General features: G+C 45.6%; 15 protein-coding genes. 11 read left to right on the plus strand and 4 right to left on the minus strand.

What is annotated here, in order from left to right; genetic code table 11:
• The 4 genes from R7M92_RS17045 to R7M92_RS17060 form a co-directional block, all read right to left on the minus strand.
• Positions 1-1,779, minus strand: a complete 1,779-nt coding sequence (locus tag R7M92_RS17045; protein ID WP_318133848.1) for a S8 family peptidase — start codon at positions 1,777-1,779, stop codon at positions 1-3.
• Between the two features lie 248 nt (positions 1,780-2,027).
• A complete protein-coding gene (locus tag R7M92_RS17050; protein WP_318133851.1) occupies positions 2,028-2,369 on the minus strand; it encodes a hypothetical protein in 342 nt (113 codons plus the stop codon).
• Positions 2,370-2,378: 9 nt separating this feature from the next.
• A complete protein-coding gene (locus tag R7M92_RS17055; RefSeq protein ID WP_318133853.1) occupies positions 2,379-4,292 on the minus strand; it encodes a tetratricopeptide repeat-containing diguanylate cyclase in 1,914 nt (637 codons plus the stop codon).
• A 610-nt stretch (positions 4,293-4,902) separates the two neighbouring features.
• Positions 4,903-6,159 (minus strand): aromatic amino acid transport family protein, encoded by a 1,257-nt coding sequence (locus tag R7M92_RS17060; RefSeq protein WP_206946472.1) that lies wholly within the window; start codon positions 6,157-6,159, stop codon positions 4,903-4,905.
• Between the two features lie 379 nt (positions 6,160-6,538).
• On the opposite strand from R7M92_RS17060, the gene R7M92_RS17065 reads away from it, so the two are divergent.
• From R7M92_RS17065 to nirD, 11 genes are all read left to right on the plus strand, one after another.
• Entirely contained in the window at positions 6,539-6,973 is a 435-nt protein-coding gene (locus tag R7M92_RS17065) for a GNAT family N-acetyltransferase (protein ID WP_031781129.1), read from the plus strand.
• A 293-nt stretch (positions 6,974-7,266) separates the two neighbouring features.
• Complete coding sequence (locus R7M92_RS17070) at positions 7,267-9,930, plus strand: nitrate reductase (protein ID WP_318133855.1); 2,664 nt, start codon at positions 7,267-7,269, stop codon at positions 9,928-9,930.
• A gap of 20 nt (positions 9,931-9,950) precedes the next feature.
• Positions 9,951-10,856, plus strand: coding sequence for a uroporphyrinogen-III C-methyltransferase (gene cobA, locus R7M92_RS17075; RefSeq protein ID WP_017634211.1), 906 nt, complete (start codon positions 9,951-9,953; stop codon positions 10,854-10,856).
• On the plus strand, positions 10,853-11,806 hold the full coding sequence (locus R7M92_RS17080) for a glycosyl transferase family protein (RefSeq protein WP_318133857.1): 954 nt from the start codon (positions 10,853-10,855) through the stop codon (positions 11,804-11,806). Before cobA ends, R7M92_RS17080 begins: the two co-directional genes overlap by 4 nt.
• 229 nt (positions 11,807-12,035) lie before the next feature.
• A complete protein-coding gene (locus tag R7M92_RS17085; RefSeq protein ID WP_005375880.1) occupies positions 12,036-12,953 on the plus strand; it encodes a dienelactone hydrolase family protein in 918 nt (305 codons plus the stop codon).
• A gap of 73 nt (positions 12,954-13,026) precedes the next feature.
• Complete coding sequence (locus tag R7M92_RS17090; protein WP_012129218.1) at positions 13,027-13,608, plus strand: ANTAR domain-containing response regulator; 582 nt, start codon at positions 13,027-13,029, stop codon at positions 13,606-13,608.
• A 265-nt stretch (positions 13,609-13,873) separates the two neighbouring features.
• Entirely contained in the window at positions 13,874-15,238 is a 1,365-nt protein-coding gene (locus R7M92_RS17095; RefSeq protein WP_318133859.1) for a CmpA/NrtA family ABC transporter substrate-binding protein, read from the plus strand.
• Positions 15,239-15,310: 72 nt separating this feature from the next.
• Positions 15,311-16,276: an ABC transporter permease gene (locus R7M92_RS17100; RefSeq protein ID WP_053303689.1), complete on the plus strand. Its 966-nt coding sequence runs from the start codon at positions 15,311-15,313 to the stop codon at positions 16,274-16,276.
• 11 nt (positions 16,277-16,287) lie between these two features.
• Entirely contained in the window at positions 16,288-17,124 is an 837-nt protein-coding gene (locus R7M92_RS17105; RefSeq protein WP_005450080.1) for an ABC transporter ATP-binding protein, read from the plus strand.
• Positions 17,125-17,134: 10 nt separating this feature from the next.
• Positions 17,135-19,654, plus strand: coding sequence for a nitrite reductase large subunit NirB (nirB, locus tag R7M92_RS17110; RefSeq protein ID WP_318122691.1), 2,520 nt, complete (start codon positions 17,135-17,137; stop codon positions 19,652-19,654).
• Positions 19,655-19,990 carry a nitrite reductase small subunit NirD gene (nirD, locus tag R7M92_RS17115; RefSeq protein ID WP_047009252.1) on the plus strand — a complete coding sequence of 112 codons (336 nt, stop codon included), beginning with the start codon at positions 19,655-19,657 and terminating at the stop codon, positions 19,988-19,990.
• Positions 19,991-20,012 lie beyond the last annotated feature (22 nt).

The raw sequence follows: 20,012 nt of genomic DNA on the forward strand, positions 1-20,012 counted from the left end.
TTAGTGTCCAAATATGCGCATCGACCAGTTCTTAATAACACCGGGCTGAGCGTTGTTTGCCATCGGAACGTCATAGATGGTGGAAGAGTTGAAATATGCAATGTAAGAATAGACTTCATCGCCGTTCGTATCTATTGCTCGCAACGTCCATTCGCCTTTTGCATCTTCGCCATAAAATTGGTTAGACAACATTAATTGATCTTTGTAGCCTGTAATCGTTGGATCAAGAGATTGACCAACAAGACCATTGCGCGGTGTTTGCAAAACGGAACGAGTCCCTGATGGCGAAATGAGCTCGATAGCTAAGTCGGGCAGACGAGCGTGGTCCAGTGTCAATGTCACTTGAACGGATTCTACTGTCAGCTCATCGGCAATGGCGATACTTGAAGAACCACCAACTAGACTTGCATCGGGTACACTTACTTCTGTAGCGTTATTAACCCATGGCGTAATGACTTGAGCTGGTAAAACACGATTCGTCATGCGAGCACGTTGCATTGCTTCATCCAAATCGACAGCTCCGAAGCCATAAAAAGTATGGAAATCTACGCCTGCAGCGTTTTTCTGCCAAGGAGAAATGGCCTCGTAGCTAACCTGTTCACCTTTGTGGTTAGTAAATTCAAGTTGTACGCCTGGATGCGTTTTATCCGTTACTTTTGCTGTTTCTGCTAGTAAAGCACGTACATCACGAGCAGAAAGCGCATGGTTCGTTGACATAATTGCCGCGATGGCACCTGACGTGTTTGGCGCAGCCGACGAGGTTCCGTTCATTGTACTGGTATAGTTACAGTTCGGGTCTAGCTCCGTTCCGCCGTGTAAGCCATTGATACCAAGTCCGTCGCTGGTGTTTTGCCCTTCTTCACAACCCATTAAATCAGTGGTGACCATAGCAGGGAAATCTTGCCCATATTCACCTGCTGGTGCTGCAACCCACACGTTCGAACCCACAGATGAGTAACTCGCTCGCGTACCATCCGCTCGTAGTGCACTAGTGACTAAATTGAAGTAATTGGCGTTATCATAAGACTGAGCAGAGTTGTGCATCGGCAAGCCTTGATTGTCTCCACCAGCAAAGAAGTTACTTGGTAATACGAAGAATCGCCCTGCATTGAAATAGCGGTAACCATTACCTGCTGACTTTACAAATACAGCACCTCGACCCCAGGCGTTACTCTCGCTGACGTTTTTCATCACGTCCATTTCAAGTTTTAGTTGAGGGTCGCTTTCATCAAAAGTAATCGGGTTTATAGGGCTGAAACCGTAACTTTGGTTAAATACGCGAACATCGCGTGTTGCTGGGTCCATGCCATGGGAGATTAACCAGCCTTCTAATGTCTGGTTGGCTAACCAGTTAAAACCGATGAGGGAAGAGTGAGAAGCGACACCGCGTCCGCCTTCACCGTTGTTGCCGACGGCGCTAATCAAACCGGCTACAGCAGTGCCATGACCATTAGTATCAACCGGATAACTTGGTGGGAATGAAGAGTCTTCGACGAAGTTTCTGCTACCTGTAACTATATTACCTGCAAGGTCGGGGTGATCGATCTGCACTCCAGAATCAATAACGGCAACTTTCACACCAACACCTGCAATCCCCATTGCCTGAGTGAGCTTAGTGTTTAAGTCGTTCCCAGCAACAGCAGGATTAGCCGCAAACGCAGTTTGCCCCGTGTTGTCTAAGTGCCATTGTTCAGAATAGAGTGGATCAAACGCCGAGACGGCAGGTGCAATGCCTACTGCCAACATAGCAGCAAATAGGCGATTAATGCGTATTTCCATTTTTGACCTCATGTCTTTGTTTGGAATTTTTTAGTTCCTGTTTCATATTCCGCTAACAGGAACAAACAAAGCTAACGACAAAGAATAAGGACGAAAACCATTTACAACTTGTTTACATTAAAAGTTCGATGGACAACATAAGTCTTTGTTAATTTACTGAAACCATGAGGTTTTTATATGTCGCATCGAGCATGCATGAAAAGTGAAAAGCAGAAAATACGAGTGTACCGTCTGCTTCAAGAGGGGAGTTATTTAGTTGAAGCGGGTTGAATAGTTGCCATTGGTTTCTTAGGTTCGGCTTTTTCTTTAGGCAGCACGTTATCAATCCACTTTTTAATGTACAACTTATCGAATTCTTTATCACACCACTTTTTGTTTAATCCACGTCGATTGAACTCAGCACCAATCGCCACTTTGGTTTGGTTGGTTGCACGGTTGTAGTAGAGAGTTTCACATAGTTGAGTGTTACTCATTTGCTGGGCATATACATTGACACTGCTGCTGCGCATTCCCAGTTGAGATGCTTGCTGATTACTGCACGCCATAAGAAATAGAAGCGCAAAAGTAATAATGATTAGATTTTTTTTCATGTGTGCTTTTTAAGATGTAGGATGAATGATGAACTGGTTTCTGCCAGCTTGCTTCGCATCATACAAAGCTTGGTCTGCCAAGAAAAACCACTGATCCCATTCTTGTTTAATTATTTGTGCCGACAGTTTGTCCACTGCTCCAAGGGAAATTGTCGCGCTTAATGGTTTAGAGTCAACCACCAATGGCGTGTTTTCAACAGTATGTCTCAATCGCTCCAAAAACTTAGCGCAATCTTCAACTCGCTGTACTTCGAATAATAGGACAAACTCTTCTCCACCCCAACGAATGAGTAGGTCACCAGAGCGGGTGGATTCATTAAATAGCGTGGCAATATGAGTCAGCATTTTATCGCCAATATCGTGTCCATATTGATCATTAAAGGTTTTAAAATGATCGACATCTAAAACGGCTAAGGCAAATGTTCTATCTGGGCTTCTACGAGCCATTTTGTCCAACCAAATGTGAAGATAGCGACGGTTATGCAGTTGAGTTAATGGATCGGTAGTATTTTCTTGAGTGAGTGCTTTATTAATACGTCTAACGCGCAGTACGTAACGAAAACCAACGACTCCAATTGCCGCAATAGCGATAAAGTAGAACATTTCTCGATAGCGCTGTGAACGCAGTTCAGAGGCTTGTAGCGCATTTTTTGTTTCTAGCAATTTGAGTTCTTTCTGGGCTAACTTAGCTTCGAGGTCAAACTTAATGTTAATCATCTCTTCACCATGAATATGATGAGAAAACTCAGCCTCTAGCTCTCTTAATTGGGTTAAATAATGAAAAGCCGCTTCATAGTCATTAAGAATTTGATGAGCGTTTACCAGTACCGAAAGCATATCAATACGCTGACGCAGCTCTAATTCACTGGTTGATTTAGTTTGTTCTAGAACGTTAAGTGCTGTTGTAATAGCTTTATCGTATTGTTTGTTTGCGAGGTAAGCCTCTGCAAATGCCTCGTAACAAGACGTTTTTAGCATTTCTAGATTTTTTGGAATGGGCAGGTCTACGCAACGTTGTGCGACCATTAATGCATCATCAATTTTTCCTACCGAGCTCAACATTTGTGAAAAGCTGGATAAAGAGTGGTGCTTGACTGTGTCCGACCCCGTTTGCATTGAAAGTCGAATGGCTTCATTGAAATAATATTCCGCTTTTTTGTTATCTCCGAGGCTCGAGTGAACGATGCTAAGGTTTGCGTAGATAACCCCCATAAAAAAGCTATTATCGTATTGATATTCGCTCTCTAGGTAAGTGTCGAGGGCTTGCGTTAGGTAGCTGTTGGCCCGAGCCCAATCTGATGCGTCGATGTAGACCGTCCCAATGTTGTTCAGTGTCATCGCGACTTGTATTTCAAATACTGTTTTTTCTAATAACTCATAGGCATTGCGATAATATTTTAGGCCACTGCGTAGTTGATTTCGAGATACTTCTAGATTGCCTAACCAGCGGTAAGCACGGCCTTCTAATGCTAGATAACCAAGATCACGGGCTGTAGAAACAACGTCATGGAGTAACAATTCTGCGTTCCAGTTATCGTCTTGCTCAATCATTGTTACAGCCTTATTGAGCTGTGCTTCAGCGACGACCCATTCCAAATGGTGCTTTTTACCGAATTCGATTAAATCGGGCATATCTTTCGGTAATGGAACGCCTTCGTAACGCTTAAGGTACTTTCGTGCAAAGTAATACAGAGCAAGAGACTCCGCTGATGCATTCTGTGGCGCATTTAACTCATCTTTTTGAATTGATCGCGGCTTACCCATCGAGCGAAAGTAGAGTTTTAACATGGGCTTGCTTTCTGCTGAAATGTGTTCTTCCAGATAAGCTTGCTTTTCGGTACTCGCCAGTACGTTGGTGGGATGCAAGAAAAGTCCAAGTGCAGTACAAAGTGCGCAAGCCAGTTTTTTAATTGAGAAGTGCATGAGCGTATTAATAAAATGTGATCTCTTAACCGAATACCAGTTAAGTCTACCATTTCTTGTTGGTTAAGTGCGGATGGATTCCCAGTGGCAAAGTGTTTTGGGAGTGAGATACGAGAAGGATCTCTATAATATTATGATTTATAAAACAAAATCTATTGAAAACTTATGCAATGATTAGGCGATGGTATAGATAAGGTAACGATGACAGGTAGGCGAGCATATTCGGTGGACTCAATCTAATGATTTAAGCCGCGGATTCATCGCTCAAAATCAGGGCGAAGTGTAAAAAATTACGTTTCTGTCATAAATATTTAATGTTTGTATGGGTTGTTAAAAAACTGGATATTAGACATAGTGTTATTAAGCCAATAAAAAATGGCTTTTATAATAAATAGGAGATTAACTATGCATAATGAAATGATTCAACCTTCGCACTTCGGCATTATCGGCCGTACCTGCATCGCTTCAGTACTTATGATTGCGGGTGTTTTCGCTCTTATTTAAGAGTCAAGGGTAACGATGATTACCTTTTAAAGAGTAAGAAAATTCAGGGAATCACCTTAACCTTGTGTAAGGTATTCCCCTGAAAATCCAAGCTAGTCTTTAGTTATTAGCTGAAGAAGCTAAAAATCAATGCACTTACCGCCACAATGCCTGCTGCTAGAACAAAGTAAGTAGAGACATTTCCTCGATATTGTTTCATCGCCTCGATTTTATACACCGCTAACATTGGCATAATAAATAAGATCATTGCAATAACAGGCCCTGACAATGCTTCCATCATACCAAGAATACTTGGGTTCATGATCGCGGCCGCCCAGATTGAGAAGAACAGTGCTGCCACGCTGATACGATCAACACGCTTCTCAGATAGGTTAAAATGCTTGTTAATTAAACCATTTAAGCTTTCACGCGCACCTAAAAAATGCCCAAGGAAAGATGAAGTGATAGCAACAAACGCTACTAAAGGACCAAGTGTTGCAATAAATGGATTATCGGTTGCGTTCGCTAAGTAAGACAATACGGATACGTTTTGTTCTTTTGCTTGAGCCAATTGTTCAGGTGACAGTGTTAGTACACAGGAAAATACAAAAATAAGAACAAAGGCAATCAGCATGATGCTAGTGCGACGAAGAATAACTTCGGATTTGGCATCTGCCTGCTTACCGTAATGGCGACGTTGTACATTTGCAAAGCTTGAAATTGCAGCTGCGTGACTAAACGAGAAAATCACTACAGGAACTGCTAACCACATAGTGCTAGCAAAAGCTGACGCTTCTGGCACATCCATGACAGGCATGGTCCAGTTCGGTATTAAGTAAAATGATAGAAAGGCAAGAATGGCAACAAGTGGGAACACCATGATGGCAAAGGCCCGTAGCATTACTTTTTCACCCGCCATCATAATAGCAATTAGTGCAAACACTAGTACGCCAGAAAGCAAAGGTCTAGGTAAAGAAGCCATATCAGCCTGATTTACCATGAAGCTATCTACTGTGTTTGTTATTCCAACCCCATATATCAACAGGATCGGGAAGATCGAAAGAAAATACAGCAGTGAAATAGAACGACCTGCTTTTGCGCCGAAGTGCTCTTCCACTACATCAGTGAAGTCTGCGTTTTTGATCTTAGAAGATAGTACAAAACGAGCTAAGCCACGGTGCGCAAGATAGGTCATTGGAAAAGCAAGTACTGCCATCGCGACTAAAGGCCAAAAACCACCAATCCCAAGGTTAATTGGCAGAAACAGGATGCCTGCGCCAACGGCTGTTCCAAATAGGCTAAGAACCCAATGTGTATCATGTTTTGACCAAGCTATGGTTGTGTTTATTTCACTAGGATTTAAGGCATTTCGAGATTCTTTCACTTTAAAACTCGCTTTTATAAAAATAATAATGCTGAAAATGGTAAAGGTTTTAGTGTTTATTATCACACGCAAAGCTTGGTGAATAATGCTGTGAATTTGGGGTGGTTGTAAATTATCCAACTATGAATTTTTCAATAAACCAGAATAAAGTTCTTAAATGTAATGCGTTTAATGGTTGTATGTGTTGAAATTTTCATCTTGTGTGGTTTTTGATTTTGCGGTTAAAACTTAATCACGGATGTATGTTCTAAGTGAGTTAGGCCTAATTTTCAGGAAGAATATTACATTTCTTAAGCACTTAATTGAGATGTTTGTGTCCCGTCATTTAGATGAGATTTAGGTATACTGCTGCCATTCATGTTAAAGAAGGAGTCATTGAATGGACATCTTGTCTGCGCAAAAAGAGGACTTATTTGCCATATATAAGCTCGAAAATACTTTATTTGGAGAGCACGCCTATCCTCAATTTTTCTTTCGGCAAGCTTTTGATTGTTGGGGAGAGAGCTTACTGGTAGCAAAAGAGGGAGAGCAGGTCGCAGGGTATATATTGCTAACGACTAGCACAAATGCACATCAATATTGGATCATGTCATTGGCCGTCGATATTCAACATAGAGGTAAAGGTATTGCGCGTTCCCTCCTAGAAAACGTTATTGCGCCGTTGAAGTTAGGCTCAAGCGTGAAATTGACTGTCGATCCTAAGAACCAACCTGCATTGTCTTTATACCTCTCCCTTGGCTTTAAAACGTTAGAAGAAGAAGCGCATTATTTTGGTGACGAAGAATCCAGGTTAGTCATGGAATTAGTAAAGTAATTCTGCACGATAATGATCGAAATTTGCACACAATCAGTGCGTAGCATTACGTTGCTATAATTGGTTTTAAGCTAACCTTTTGTATAGTAAAGGTTTTTAATCTTGGCACCTCACTTGCTTTACATAAACGTTCATCGATAACTCGATGCGCCGCTCTCAATAGCAGGCGAGAGCGGTATAGGGTATTACTTTTTGAAAATGTACTAACAGCGTTAAAGGCATTGCTGCCTCTCTCGATTCGGGAGAGGCTTTTTTTTTGCTAGTAAGTTGGGCTGAATCGCACTGGAGGTGTTATGTCGCAAGGATGCAAAAAAACCACTTGTCCCTATTGTGGTGTTGGATGTGGTGTCGAGGTCAATGCGAAAGGAATCGTTGGGGATGCGTGTCATCCTGCAAATGCGGGCTCACTGTGCGTAAAGGGCGTCGCGTTGGCAGAGAGCTTGAATATGCCTTCGCGCTTGTTGTATCCAAAGCTTGTCACCAAGCAACGACCTCAAGGGCAAGAGGTGCAATGGCAACAAGCCACGGATCTGATTGCTGAAAAGATTCATCAAGCGAAAGCGGAGTTTGGACCGGATTCCATCGCGATGTACGTGTCAGGGCAGTTGTTAACGGAAGACTATTACGTCGCCAACAAACTCATGAAAGGCTATGTTGGCAGCGCAAACATCGATACGAACTCCCGTTTGTGTATGTCTTCGGCGGTTGCGGCTCATGTACGAGCATTTGGTGAAGATGTCGTTCCCGTCAATTACGACGATATTGATAAGACTGAGCTATTGATAATTTGCGGTGCTAATACCGCTTGGACGCATCCTGTTTTATTCCGACGTATTCAACAAGCGAGAGAGAGCAATCCTAACCTCAAGCTGGTGGTCATTGACCCGCGTGAAACGGTCACAGCGCAGCAAGCGGATTTGCATCTACCGATTAAAAACGATGGGGATGTATCACTTTTTAATGGGCTGCTTAAGTTTCTTATTGATCAGCAATGCCTTGATTCTCAATACATAAATTCCCATACCGACGGGGTTGATGCGCTTGCAGAAGAAGCTTCTGATTTACGTTACGATGTCACTAATCTAACGTCTTCCATTGGCATTTCAGAAGAAAAACTCACGACATTCTTCCAATGGTTTGCGCAAAGCCCAACCGCAATCACATTGTTTTGCCAAGGGGTTAACCAAGCCGAAAATGGTGTCGATAAAGGCAATGCCATTATTAATGCACATTTGGCGACAGGTAAAATTGCCAAGTCAGGTTGCGGGCCGTTTTCTATTACAGGTCAACCGAATGCAATGGGTGGGCGAGAAGTCGGTGGACTGGCAAATCAATTAGCGGTTCATCGTGCTTTTGACGCAGAGTCTATCGAGCAAGTGCAAGCGTTCTGGGATTCACCAGAAATTGCCACTCAGCCCGGTTTAAAAGCCGTTGAATTGTTTGAGGCGGTAGAACGTGGTGAGATTAAAGTTCTGTGGATCATGGCAACTAATCCTGTTGTCTCTTTGCCAGATAACCAATTGGTAAAACGAGCACTAGAGATTTGTCCGTTTGTGATTGTTTCCGATATCACAGCGGATTCGGATGTGGCGCATTACGCGGATCTGTTGCTGCCCGCCGCTGGTTGGGGTGAGAAGCAAGGCATGGTGACCAACTCTGAGCGTCGACTTTCAAGGCAGCGCCAGTTTCAAACGCCTCCCGGTGAAGCAAAATCAGATTGGTGGGCGATAAGCCAAGTTGGGCAAGCTCTGTGTGCATTGGAAAAGACACAAAATGGCTTTGCGTTTACTTCTGAGCGGGCGGTATTCAGGGAATATGCCGCGATGACAGGCATGAATGCAGATTCGCCATTGAAGCTAGATCTTTCTCAATACGCCAACTTAACCGAGCAAGAATACGAAGAGTGGGTGCCGACACAATGGGGAGGAGAGCGCCCTTTTGCTGATGGCGTCTATTCACACCCAGATGGAAAAGCGCGTTTTGTCGTGACCAGTGAATCTCCAACGCGCTTAGAAAGAACAAAAGGCTGGTGGCTCAATACGGGCAGGCAACGTGACCAATGGCATACCATGACGCGCACAGGGCATATCGCCCACCTTGCCGCCTCAGAGTTAGAACCAACCGTGTACATGAACACGCTCTCTGCCACTCAAAATCGCTTAAAAGCAGGACAACTCACCAAGCTGTTTCAGCCTGCTTCAAACACCGGTATTTATGCCAAAGTTGCCATTGATGAAGGTTTGGGTTTTCAGGAGCTGTTTATGTCAATGCACTGGGCGGGTCGATATGGCGGTGAAAGCAGTGTTAATGCGATAGTAAACAGCGCAAAAGACCCTATTTCAGGGCAGCCTGCATTTAAGTCGTCTTATGTTGAAGTGCAAGACGCCGCGGTCAAAACCTACGGTATGTTCATCGGTACGCAGTTTGATTCCGGTAAATTTCTCTACAGCGCATTTCAAGCAGAAAGCAATTTGGGCATTTGGCGCTTTGCACATGATAAGCGACCAAAGAAGCAGAGTTTTTGTCGAACGGAAAAGAGCCGCAGAATTACGATAGATATTGCCCAGGGTTGGCTAGCGGTGGATTACGACCTTGTTGGAGACGTTCGTATCATTCGCTCTGTTTTAGTGGTGTCTAGCGAACCGATTCAAACTGACTACACCAACTTTACTGGCTTGATTGGCAAGCCGATGGCGCTATCGCAACTGCTTACCATCACTCAATCGCAAAGCAGTGCCAAACTGGTTTGTAGTTGTTTCCGCGTTACCGATAAACAAATACATGACGCGATGGAGAAACAAGACTGCACTTCACTGACCCAACTTCAAAACAAACTCAAATGCGGTACTAACTGTGGCTCGTGCGTCTCTCAAATCAAACAAATGGTCGACAGCCATCAGCATCAAAAGGGCAAACAGCAAGCGAACCAGCAAAGTTTGGCTATTCAAATAAAGTAAGTCATAAAGAGGATAAGCACATGGAAGCGCCTTATCAAAAGTCTTGGTTTAAGAAAGGACAAGCGAGTCAGAAACAAGAACGCTCGTCTCGCTTTTCTAAGCATGATCAAGCAAGCAAACTGAACCAACTTTTAGAAGACCATTCACTAGACCTGGACGCGAACCACAAAGGTTTTGTCTCGATTGTCGGAGCAGGGCCGCACGATCCTGACTTGTTAACGGTAAAGGCTGTGAAAGCGATTATGTCGGCAGAGGTACTGTTGTACGACCGTTTGGTTAACAAAGATATTTTGGAGTTGGCTTCGCCACAAGCCGATTGGATTTACGTGGGCAAAAGATGCGGACAACCTAGTATTGGTCAGGAAGAAATTTGTGACTTGATGGTATCGCTCGCTCAACAAGGAAAGCGAGTTGTACGCTTAAAAGGGGGAGATCCTTTTGTATTTGGCCGTGGAGGCGAAGAGGCGTTAGCGCTCGTCAAACACTCAATCGCTTACGAAGTTATTCCCGGCATTACTGCTGCGATTGGATGTTCAGCAAACAGCTTGATTCCGCTGACTCATCGTGGCGTTGCTCGTAGCGTTACCTTTGTTACGGGGCAAGTGGTAACTGGCGCATTTGAGGCTTGGAGCCAACTGATGCAAAGCGGACAAACGTTAGTCTTCTACATGGGGTTAGAAAAGTCATCGCAAATACAAACGGGTTTAATAGGCTCTGGTTTGAGAGAAGATTTCCCTGTCGCGATCATCACTCATGGTTGCAGCCCTCAACAACAAGTGCATGTTACACAACTCAATCAGCTCAATGATTTATCGATTACACTTAAAGGCGTGAGCCCAGCATTGATTGTGATGGGAGAAGTTGTCAAACTGCGCGAACAACTAATAGAAACCGTACAGTCAGTGACGGAATACGAGGGAATATGAGCAGCATTTTGGAATGTATTAGAACAGTCGGTCGTGGCGAACGTGGTAGAAAACCACTGAACTTTGACCAAGCGTTTCGAGTTATGGATGAATACCTAAACGGTGAGTGCGATGATGATCAGATGGCAATGCTATTGATGCTGATCCGTGTACAGAACGAAACTCAACAAGAAATCGCTGGCTTTGTGAAAGCATTCCAATCCCGCATGCCAGCTATTGGTGCAGACATTGACTGGCCATGTTATGCAGGCAAACGTGAAGCGGCAGGTCAGCCTTGGCATCTGTTGGCAGCGAAGATCCTCGCCGATAATGGTCATAAGGTGCTGATGCATGGCTACCACGATCGTCAATCTGGTCGTTTACACGCTGAAGACTACCTCGACAAATTTGCTATTACGAAAGCGGAATCAGCAGAAGACGCAAAGCGTGTCTTAGAAACACAAAACATTGTGTATCTACCGCTAAGTTCGTTTGCACCCCAAGCAGAAACCATGATCGGTTGGAAGAATCGTTATGGGCTTAGAACGCCGATTAATACCGTGGTTCGTGCATTGAATCCGGGGCAGGCGACGGTTGGTATTCGTGGTAGTTTCCATCCGGGATTCCAACAACTTCATGCTGAAGTCGAATACGAGATTGGTCAAACCGCTCATGCCGTTGTGTCATTCAAAGGACAATCTGGTGAGTCAGAATACAACCCGAAAGTAAGTCAAACCGTATGGTTAAGCCAAACAAGCGGCGTGACATCGCACTACTGGACGGAGCAAATGCTGTCTGAGGTGCCAATGCCTGCGAACTGCCCATTTGGGACGTCAGAAGACGACATGAACCAAATGGCAAATACGGTTCTTGCTACCATGACAGTGGTCTTGTTTGCACAAATGCACGACAGAGAAAAAGCATTCGAACGTGCCTTTTCTTACTGGCAAGCCTATTGCGGCCAGCAATAACGTACTATTGTCAATTAATGTAAAACCAACGGCGCAAAGTTGTTGAATCTGAATCCATTATCTATTGTTTGAAGAAGGTAAAAGATCCTAGCTCGCCAATGATGTGTTTCACCACCTTGCTCCGTATCAGAGTGGTGAAACCGCAGTTTTAGCCTCAATCGCGTTCGTTTCTCGCTTCGCTTTTGAGAATGAGAAAATCCCATATGGTAAGACACAGAGGACATGGATAATGGTTCTAAAGCATACCACTCCTAGTGAAAAGGCTTCTCACCCGATCCCGCAAGAAGCCTTCGATTGGTACGACGAATACGCCCACGGAAAAATCACGCGCCGTGAGTTTCTTAATAGGCTGGGTGGCCTTGCTGTGCTCGGCTTTAGCATGACAGCACTGGTCGATGCGTTAACCCCGAATTACGCACTCGCAGAACAAGTTTCATTTAACGATCCTGACATCAAAGCAACTTACGAAACCTTTCCATCTCCAAATGGGCATGGAGAAGGGCGTGGTTATTTGGTGATGCCACAGAAGAAGACCTTAAAATCGCCGACCGTGTTGGTGATTCATGAAAATCGAGGTCTGAACCCTTATATCAAAGATGTCGCAAGACGACTTGCAAAAGACGGTTTTATTGCTTTCGCTCCAGACGCGCTTTATCCACTCGGCGGCTATCCGGGGAACGACGATGAAGGTCGCGCGATGCAGAAAGAGATGGACAGAGCCAAGATCGAACAAGACTTTATTGCAGCCGCTAACTTCCTCAAACAATACGAGGGTGGCAACGGTAAATTGGGCGCGGTTGGATTCTGCTTCGGTGGATACATTGTCAATATGCTTGCAGCGGTAATGCCTGAAGAGCTCGATGCAGGTGTGCCTTTTTATGGAACACCAGCTGCGCAAGAGATCCAAAAGCAAGTAAAAGGGCCGTTGATGATTCACTTTGCAGGGCTCGATAAGCGTGTTAACGACACATGGCCTGCTTATGAACAGCAATTGATCGCAACCGACGCACAGTATCAAGCGCTAATGTATGAGAACGTCAACCACGGCTTCCATAACGACTCAACAGCACGCTACGCACCGGAAGAAGCAGCACTCGCTTGGGAGCGCACACTCGGCTTCTTCAAAGAACATCTCGCCTCTAGTTAAAGCGCGTCTACTTTAGTTGGCACATTCCTTGTTATGTCTCTCTTAGTGAGTGAGATATAAACAAGGAATGTGCATGACTCAATCAACGTCAAAAACACCCATCATAGTATGCTGCGATAGCCTCCAAGAGCAGGCTCGATTGTCCGGCTTATTGAGCAAAGATTACGACAACATCATCGGCTGCCAATTGGCACAACTAGAAACGTTGATGCAACGAGAACCGTCGGCAAGCGTTGTGGTTGGATGGCAGCAACCAACCGCGGAACTGCGTTTGATCGTCGATTTCTGCCGCAGAAAATCGGCACCACTTCTTATCGTCTTAAAGCAGTTATCATCTAATGATATCAATCGGTTATCAGAAAAAATGGACTATGTACTCATGCCGCATGATAGTGAGTTTGCACTTCAACCTTGGATTGAACATGCGACATTAGTGAGAGCGAAATTCGAAAGTATGCAATCGGAAATTGAATCGCTGACCCACAAGATTGAAGAGCGCAAGCTGGTGGAAAAAGCCAAAGGTCTGCTGATGAAGATGCACAGCGTTGATGAAGATCAGGCTTATAAAGCACTTAGAAATTCGGCCATGCAATCGAGCCAAACGCTCGCACAAGTTGCCAAGAATTTGATAACTACTTTGGAAGTATTGGATTAGTCGCTCTACCACTTTGGGGTTAGAGTGCATTTTCTAACGTGGTGCGTGTTGCACTATCAGCAAGCAATAACGGGGGATAACGAACTGCGGAATATGCTAATTTATTGTATTTGCTGTGAAAAATAAGTTGGCACAGTAATTGGATTAGTAGAATTGGGTTTATTGTTGAATCGCTTATCTCAATTATCAACGGCGGTAATTGTAGACTTAGCAACGGCGCTACTGCTCTTCGGAGTAGTGGCGCTTTTTTTATGGGAGCAAACCAATGAAATGGAGTTCGATGCTGAAAGTGTCAGCAATTTCGTTATCGGTATTCACCACGGTCAGCGTAAAGGCAGAGTTGGGTGAGCCAGAAATTGAAGATCTGAAGTTTGGTTTTATTAAGTTAACCGATATGGCACCGCTGGCGGTTGCTTATGAGAAAGGCTTTTTTGAAGACGAAGGCTTGTACGTCACTTTAGAAGCTCAAGCAAACTGGAAGGTGCTTTTAGACCGAGTCATCGATGGTGAGCTTGCGGGCGCGCACATGCTTGCTGGTCAGCCATTGGGCGCGACGATTGGTGTCGGCACAAAAGCAGAAGTGATTACCGCGTTCAGTATGGATTTGAACGGCAACGCAATCACGGTTTCCAATGATACTTGGGAGCAGATGAAGCAATACATTCCAAAGCAACCAGATGGCAAGCCAGTTCACCCAATCAAAGCGGATGCACTGAAGCCTGTGGTCGACAGCTATCTGGATAAAGGCAAACCGTTCAACATGGGGATGGTGTTTCCTGTATCGACGCACAACTATGAGTTGCGATACTGGTTAGCGGCAGGTGGGATTCATCCAGGCTTTTACGCACCAGACTCAGGCGATAACAGTGGCCAGTTGGATGCTGACGTTCTTTTGAGTGTTACACCGCCACCACAAATGCCAGCAACAATGGAAGCGGGCACGATCAAAGGGTACTGCGTAGGCGAACCATGGAACCAACAAGCCGTATTCAAAGGTATTGGTACGCCAGTCGTGACCGATTACGAGATCTGGAAGAACAACCCAGAGAAAGTGTTTGGTGTTTCCAAAGCTTGGGCTGAGAAGAATCCAAACACACACATTCGCGTAGTGAAAGCCTTGATTCGAGCGGCACATTGGTTGGATGAAAACGACAATGCCAACCGCCAAGAAGCAGTGAAGATGCTATCAAAAAGCGACTACGTTGGAGCCGACGCCGAAGTTATCGCCAACTCAATGACCGGCACATTTGAATACGAGAAAGGCGACAAACGAGACGTGCCAGACTTCAATGTGTTCTTCCGTCATAACGCCACTTATCCGTATTACAGCGATGCGATTTGGTACCTGACCCAAATGCGTCGCTGGGGACAGATCTCAAGCGAGAAATCCGATGATTGGTACATGGATGTCGCAAAAGAGGTTTACCGTCCGGACATTTACCAACAAGCGGCTCAAGCACTGATTGAAGATGGTGTGTTGAGCAAAAAAGACTTCCCAGATTTCAGTGCTGAAGATGGTTTCCGTGCGCCGCAAACACACTTTATCGACAACATCGTTTATGACGGTCGTGAGCCAAATAAATATCTAGAGAAGTTCTCTATCGGGCTTAAAGGAAAAGACAAGGTTTAACCATAACGATAAACGCCACAGGCGAGGGAATTCGCTTGTGGCAACAAGGATGTAAATTTCTTAGGAGTGAGTATGTCTAGTAATGTCATTTCCCTTTTTCCTGCTAAGCAGGTAGTGAACCGAAGTCGGTTGGTGCTTTTGCCCGTCATTGGCTTGCTGATCTTTTTGGCAATGTGGCACTTAGCAGCGAGAGAAGTGCAAACTTCATTAGGTACGCTACCGGGACCAGTGCAAACTTTTCAGCAGTTTAGCAACCTTGTCGATGACCATTGGCAAGAGCGAGAAAAGGAACAAGCGTTTATCGAGCGTCAGGAAAAGCGCAATGCTGCGAAGTTAGCGAAGAATCCAGACGCGGAAGTGAAGATTCGTCCTTACACAGGTAAACCGACGTTTTTCGACCAAATCGTGACTAGCTTAGTGACTGTGACCGCGGGCTTTCTGCTGGCGACGATTATCGCGATTCCGCTTGGCATCGTGCTTGGTCTTAATCAAGGGCTGTATCAAGCGTTCAACCCAATCATTCAACTGCTCAAGCCCGTATCACCTTTAGCTTGGCTACCCATCGTTACCATGGTTGTAAGTGCCACTTATGTGAGTGATGACCCGATGTTTGCTAAGTCGTTCATTAACTCTCTGATCACAGTAGCGCTATGTAGCTTATGGCCGACGCTGATTAATACCGCTGTGGGTGTAACGAGCGTTGATAAAGACTTAATCAACGTGAGCAAAGTGCTCCAACTTTCGTGGTGGCAGCACATTCGCACTATCGTTTTACCTTCTGCCATTCCAATGATCTTCACAGGTTTACGTCTCTCTTTAGGTATCGCTTGGATGGTGTTGATTGCGGCAGAAATGCTCGCTCAGAACCCGGGGTTAGGCAAGTTCGTTTGGGATGAATTCCAGAACGGCAGCTCGGCATCATTGGGGCGCATCATGGTGGCAGTCATCACCATTGGTTTTATCGGTTTGATGCTCGATAGAGGCATGCTGCAACTTCAAAAGTGGCTGTCTTGGAATAAACAACAAGCGTTGAGATAAGGGAAACGATCATGGAAAAAGCATTATTAGATCTAACGCGTTTAGGGATGCGATTCCCAACGCCAGATGGCGAGTTCATCGCGCTTAAGAACGTCGATTTACAAATCAATAAAGGTGAGTTTGTATCCCTAATTGGTCACTCTGGCTGCGGTAAATCAACGGTATTAAACTTAGTCGCAGGGCTACACATGCCAACAGACGGCGGCGTAATAGTCGATGGACGAGAGGTGGCAGGACCGGGACCCGACCGCGCAGTGGTGTTCCAAAACCATTCATTATTGCCTTGGTTAACCGTGTATCAAAACGTTGAGCTTGCAGTAAAACAAATTGCCGGCAAAAAGGGCAAAGCGTGGATTCAGGAACAAGTGAACCACTATTTAGAGTTGATTCAAATGCAGCATGCTGCGCACAAAAAGCCGGATGAAATCTCGGGCGGTATGAAGCAGCGAGTCGGCATCGCGAGAGCACTGGCACTTCAACCAAAGGTTTTGCTGATGGATGAACCATTTGGCGCGTTGGATGCGTTGACACGTGCACACCTACAGGATGCACTGATGAAGATCCAAGCCGAGCTAAACAACACTGTCATCATGATTACCCACGACGTGGATGAAGCGGTGCTGCTATCCGACAAAATCGTGATGATGACTAACGGACCGGCGGCAACCATTGGTGAAGTGTTAGAAGTGAATCTACCTCGCCCTCGTGAGCGTGTAGCACTGGCAGATGATGCGCAGTATCAGAAGTGTCGACAAGCAGTGCTGAAGTTCCTTTACGAGAAGCAATCCAAAGTCGAGATTCCTGCTTCGAAAGAAGACAAACCCAAAACCGCAGCGCAAACGGCATAAGGAGGCAGCAATGAACAGTCCTTTAACGATCCCAGTAAAGAACGCATTGAGCCACATCGTTGTGGTAGGTAATGGTATGGTCGGGCAACACCTTGTCGAGCAATTGGTACAGAAAAACGCGCATTTGGAGCACCGAATTACCGTGATTGGTGCAGAGCGCTTTATCGCGTATGACCGTGTACAGTTGTCCTCTTTGTTTGCGGGTAAGTCTCATGATGATTTAATGCTGAGTAACCAAGAATGGTACGACATGCATGGCATCCAACTCGTACTTGGCAGCCAAGTAACAGGCATCGACAGAGAGCAAAAGCGCATTCTGCTTGATGGTGAAGATGTGCTGGGTTACGACCAACTCGTGCTCGCGACCGGTTCTTACCCGTTTGTGCCTCCAATTGAAGGTAAAGACCGAGACAACGTGTTTGTCTACCGCACGCTTGATGACCTTTCACAAATCAAAAAGGCATGTGAAGGCGCAAGAACAGGCGCAGTGATTGGCGGTGGCTTGTTGGGTTTAGAAGCGGCAAACGCACTCAAACTATTGGGGTTAGAAACTCACGTTATTGAATTTGCTCCTCGCCTGATGCCCGTGCAGTTAGATGATGGTGCTGGCTTGGTGCTAAAAGAGAAGATTGAAGCGCTAGGGCTAACCGTTCATACCTCGACGGGTACGGAGCGAATTTGCGATGGTGAAACGGCTAAGCATCGTATGGTGTTTAAAGACAAAGATCCTCTCGAAGTGGATGTGATTGTCTTTTCCGCAGGTATTCGCCCTCAAGATGAGCTGGCAAAAATGGCTGAGCTGGAAGTAGGCGAGCGAGGCGGTATTGTGATCAATAACCAATGCCAAACCAGCGATGAAAACATATACGCGATTGGCGAATGTGCCCTTTGGGATCAGAAGATCTTTGGTTTAGTCGCACCCGGTTACACCATGGCGAGAACCACTGCCGATGTTTTGACTGGAATGCCAAGCGAAGGTTTTAAAGGTGCAGACATGAGCACCAAGCTCAAGCTACTAGGGGTGGATGTGGCGTCTATCGGCGATGCACAAATGCAAACCGAAGGCGCACAAGAAATGGTATTGCAAGATGCGGTTGCAGGCATCTACAAAAAGCTGGTGGTTGATGCGAGTGGTACCCAATTGCTTGGTGCAATTCTTGTTGGTGACAACAGCGACTACGATGCGCTCTTACAGTGTTATTTGAACAAAACAGTCCTGCCAGACCACGCGGCGAACCTGCTGTTTGATACCGGAATGCTGGATGGAGAGATGCCAGACAGCGCTATCATTTGTTCTTGTCACAACGTCACAAAAGGCGACTTAGTTGCCGAGATACAAGCTGGCACTACCAACCTGACGGACCTTAAAGCCAACACCAAAGCCGGTACTGGCTGTGGTGGCTGTAGCAATATGGTCAAGTCGGTATTGGATACTCAATTAGCAGCCATGGGGGTAGAGGTTAACAACCACCTTTGTGAGCACTTTGAGCTCAGTCGCCAAGAGATGTTCCATATTTGCCAAGTGGAACAGATTAAAGACTTCGACACCTTAATTGCACTGCATGGCAAAGGGCATGGGTGTGATATCTGTAAGCCGACAGCAGCATCTGTGTTTGCTTCTTTGTGGAATGAACACATCATGGAGCCTCAACATCAATCTCTGCAAGATTCTAACGATGCCTTTATGGCAAACCTGCAAAAAGATGGCTCTTACTCAATTGTACCTCGTGTTCCGGGCGGCGAAATTACACCAGACAAACTCATCGTGCTAGGCGAAGTTGCTCAGCAATACGATCTGTACACCAAAATCACTGGCGGTCAGCGCGTGGATTTATTTGGTGCGCAGTTAGAACAGCTTCCTGAAATCTGGCAAACCTTAATTGATGCCGGTTTTGAAACAGGGCACGCCTACGGCAAGTCGGTCCGCACCGTGAAATCTTGTGTGGGTTCTACTTGGTGTCGTTATGGTGTTGATGACTCGGTCGGATTAGCCATTGAGCTAGAGAACCGCTACAAAGGATTGCGAGCGCCCCATAAGCTTAAGTTTGCCGTATCGGGCTGTACTCGCGAGTGTGCAGAAGCGCAAAGTAAAGACATTGGGGTGATCGCCACTGAAAACGGCTGGAATCTATACGTTTGCGGGAATGGCGGCATGAGACCAAGGCACGCAGATTTGTTTGCATCCGACTTATCCAAATCAGAGTTGATCACCATGATCGACCGAGTATTGATGTTCTACGTCAGCACCGCAGATCGCTTGCAGCGCACGTCTGTGTGGATGGAGAACATGGAAGGGGGCCTAGATTACCTTAAACAAGTGATTTTGGATGACTCTCTCAACCTATGTGACTCATTGGATGAGCAAATGGCGCGAGTCATAGATACCTATCAATGTGAGTGGAAGAGTACGCTGGATAATCCTCAAAAATTGCAACGCTTTCGTCCTTTCTTGAACAGCACGTCGGGCAGCAAAGTCTTGCCGTACCAGCGTGTGCGCGGTCAGCGTATTCCCGTGAAACAGGAGGTGTAAATGGCAGCTTTAACCAAAGTGAAATTGTGTCAGCTTGATGACCTAATGCCGTTCATCGGTGCCACGGTGTTGATTGAAGGCGAGCATGTCGCGTTATTCTACATTCCAGATAGCGGTGTTTACGCCGTTCAAGATTGGGACCCAATTGGTAAGGCTTATGTGATGAGTCGAGGGATTGTCGGTGATATTGATGGTGAGATGTGTGTCGCATCACCACTGTATAAACAGCACTTCAGTTTAAAGAGTGGGCAATGTTTGGAAGACGATGCGCACTGCCTAAAAACGTGGCAAGTAACGATCGACGATAATCAGGTTTGTTATTTAGCCGAAGAATGATCCTCGAAATTAGCTTGCTCGA

It is taken from the genome of Vibrio sp. Vb2880 (assembly GCF_033337975.1).
GTDB lineage: Bacteria > Pseudomonadota > Gammaproteobacteria > Enterobacterales > Vibrionaceae > Vibrio > Vibrio alginolyticus.

Coding starts and splice junctions, on each gene's coding strand:
- R7M92_RS17045 (WP_318133848.1), bottom strand. CDS start 1,779: ATGGAAATACGCATTAATCGCCTATTTGCTGCTATGTTGGCAGTAGGC.
- R7M92_RS17050 (WP_318133851.1), bottom strand. CDS start 2,369: ATGAAAAAAAATCTAATCATTATTACTTTTGCGCTTCTATTTCTTATG.
- R7M92_RS17055 (WP_318133853.1), bottom strand. CDS start 4,292: ATGCACTTCTCAATTAAAAAACTGGCTTGCGCACTTTGTACTGCACTT.
- R7M92_RS17065 (WP_031781129.1), top strand. CDS start 6,539: ATGGACATCTTGTCTGCGCAAAAAGAGGACTTATTTGCCATATATAAG.
- R7M92_RS17070 (WP_318133855.1), top strand. CDS start 7,267: ATGTCGCAAGGATGCAAAAAAACCACTTGTCCCTATTGTGGTGTTGGA.
- cobA (WP_017634211.1), top strand. CDS start 9,951: ATGGAAGCGCCTTATCAAAAGTCTTGGTTTAAGAAAGGACAAGCGAGT.
- R7M92_RS17080 (WP_318133857.1), top strand. CDS start 10,853: ATGAGCAGCATTTTGGAATGTATTAGAACAGTCGGTCGTGGCGAACGT.
- R7M92_RS17085 (WP_005375880.1), top strand. CDS start 12,036: ATGGTTCTAAAGCATACCACTCCTAGTGAAAAGGCTTCTCACCCGATC.
- R7M92_RS17090 (WP_012129218.1), top strand. CDS start 13,027: ATGACTCAATCAACGTCAAAAACACCCATCATAGTATGCTGCGATAGC.
- R7M92_RS17095 (WP_318133859.1), top strand. CDS start 13,874: ATGAAATGGAGTTCGATGCTGAAAGTGTCAGCAATTTCGTTATCGGTA.
- R7M92_RS17100 (WP_053303689.1), top strand. CDS start 15,311: ATGTCTAGTAATGTCATTTCCCTTTTTCCTGCTAAGCAGGTAGTGAAC.
- R7M92_RS17105 (WP_005450080.1), top strand. CDS start 16,288: ATGGAAAAAGCATTATTAGATCTAACGCGTTTAGGGATGCGATTCCCA.
- nirB (WP_318122691.1), top strand. CDS start 17,135: ATGAACAGTCCTTTAACGATCCCAGTAAAGAACGCATTGAGCCACATC.
- nirD (WP_047009252.1), top strand. CDS start 19,655: ATGGCAGCTTTAACCAAAGTGAAATTGTGTCAGCTTGATGACCTAATG.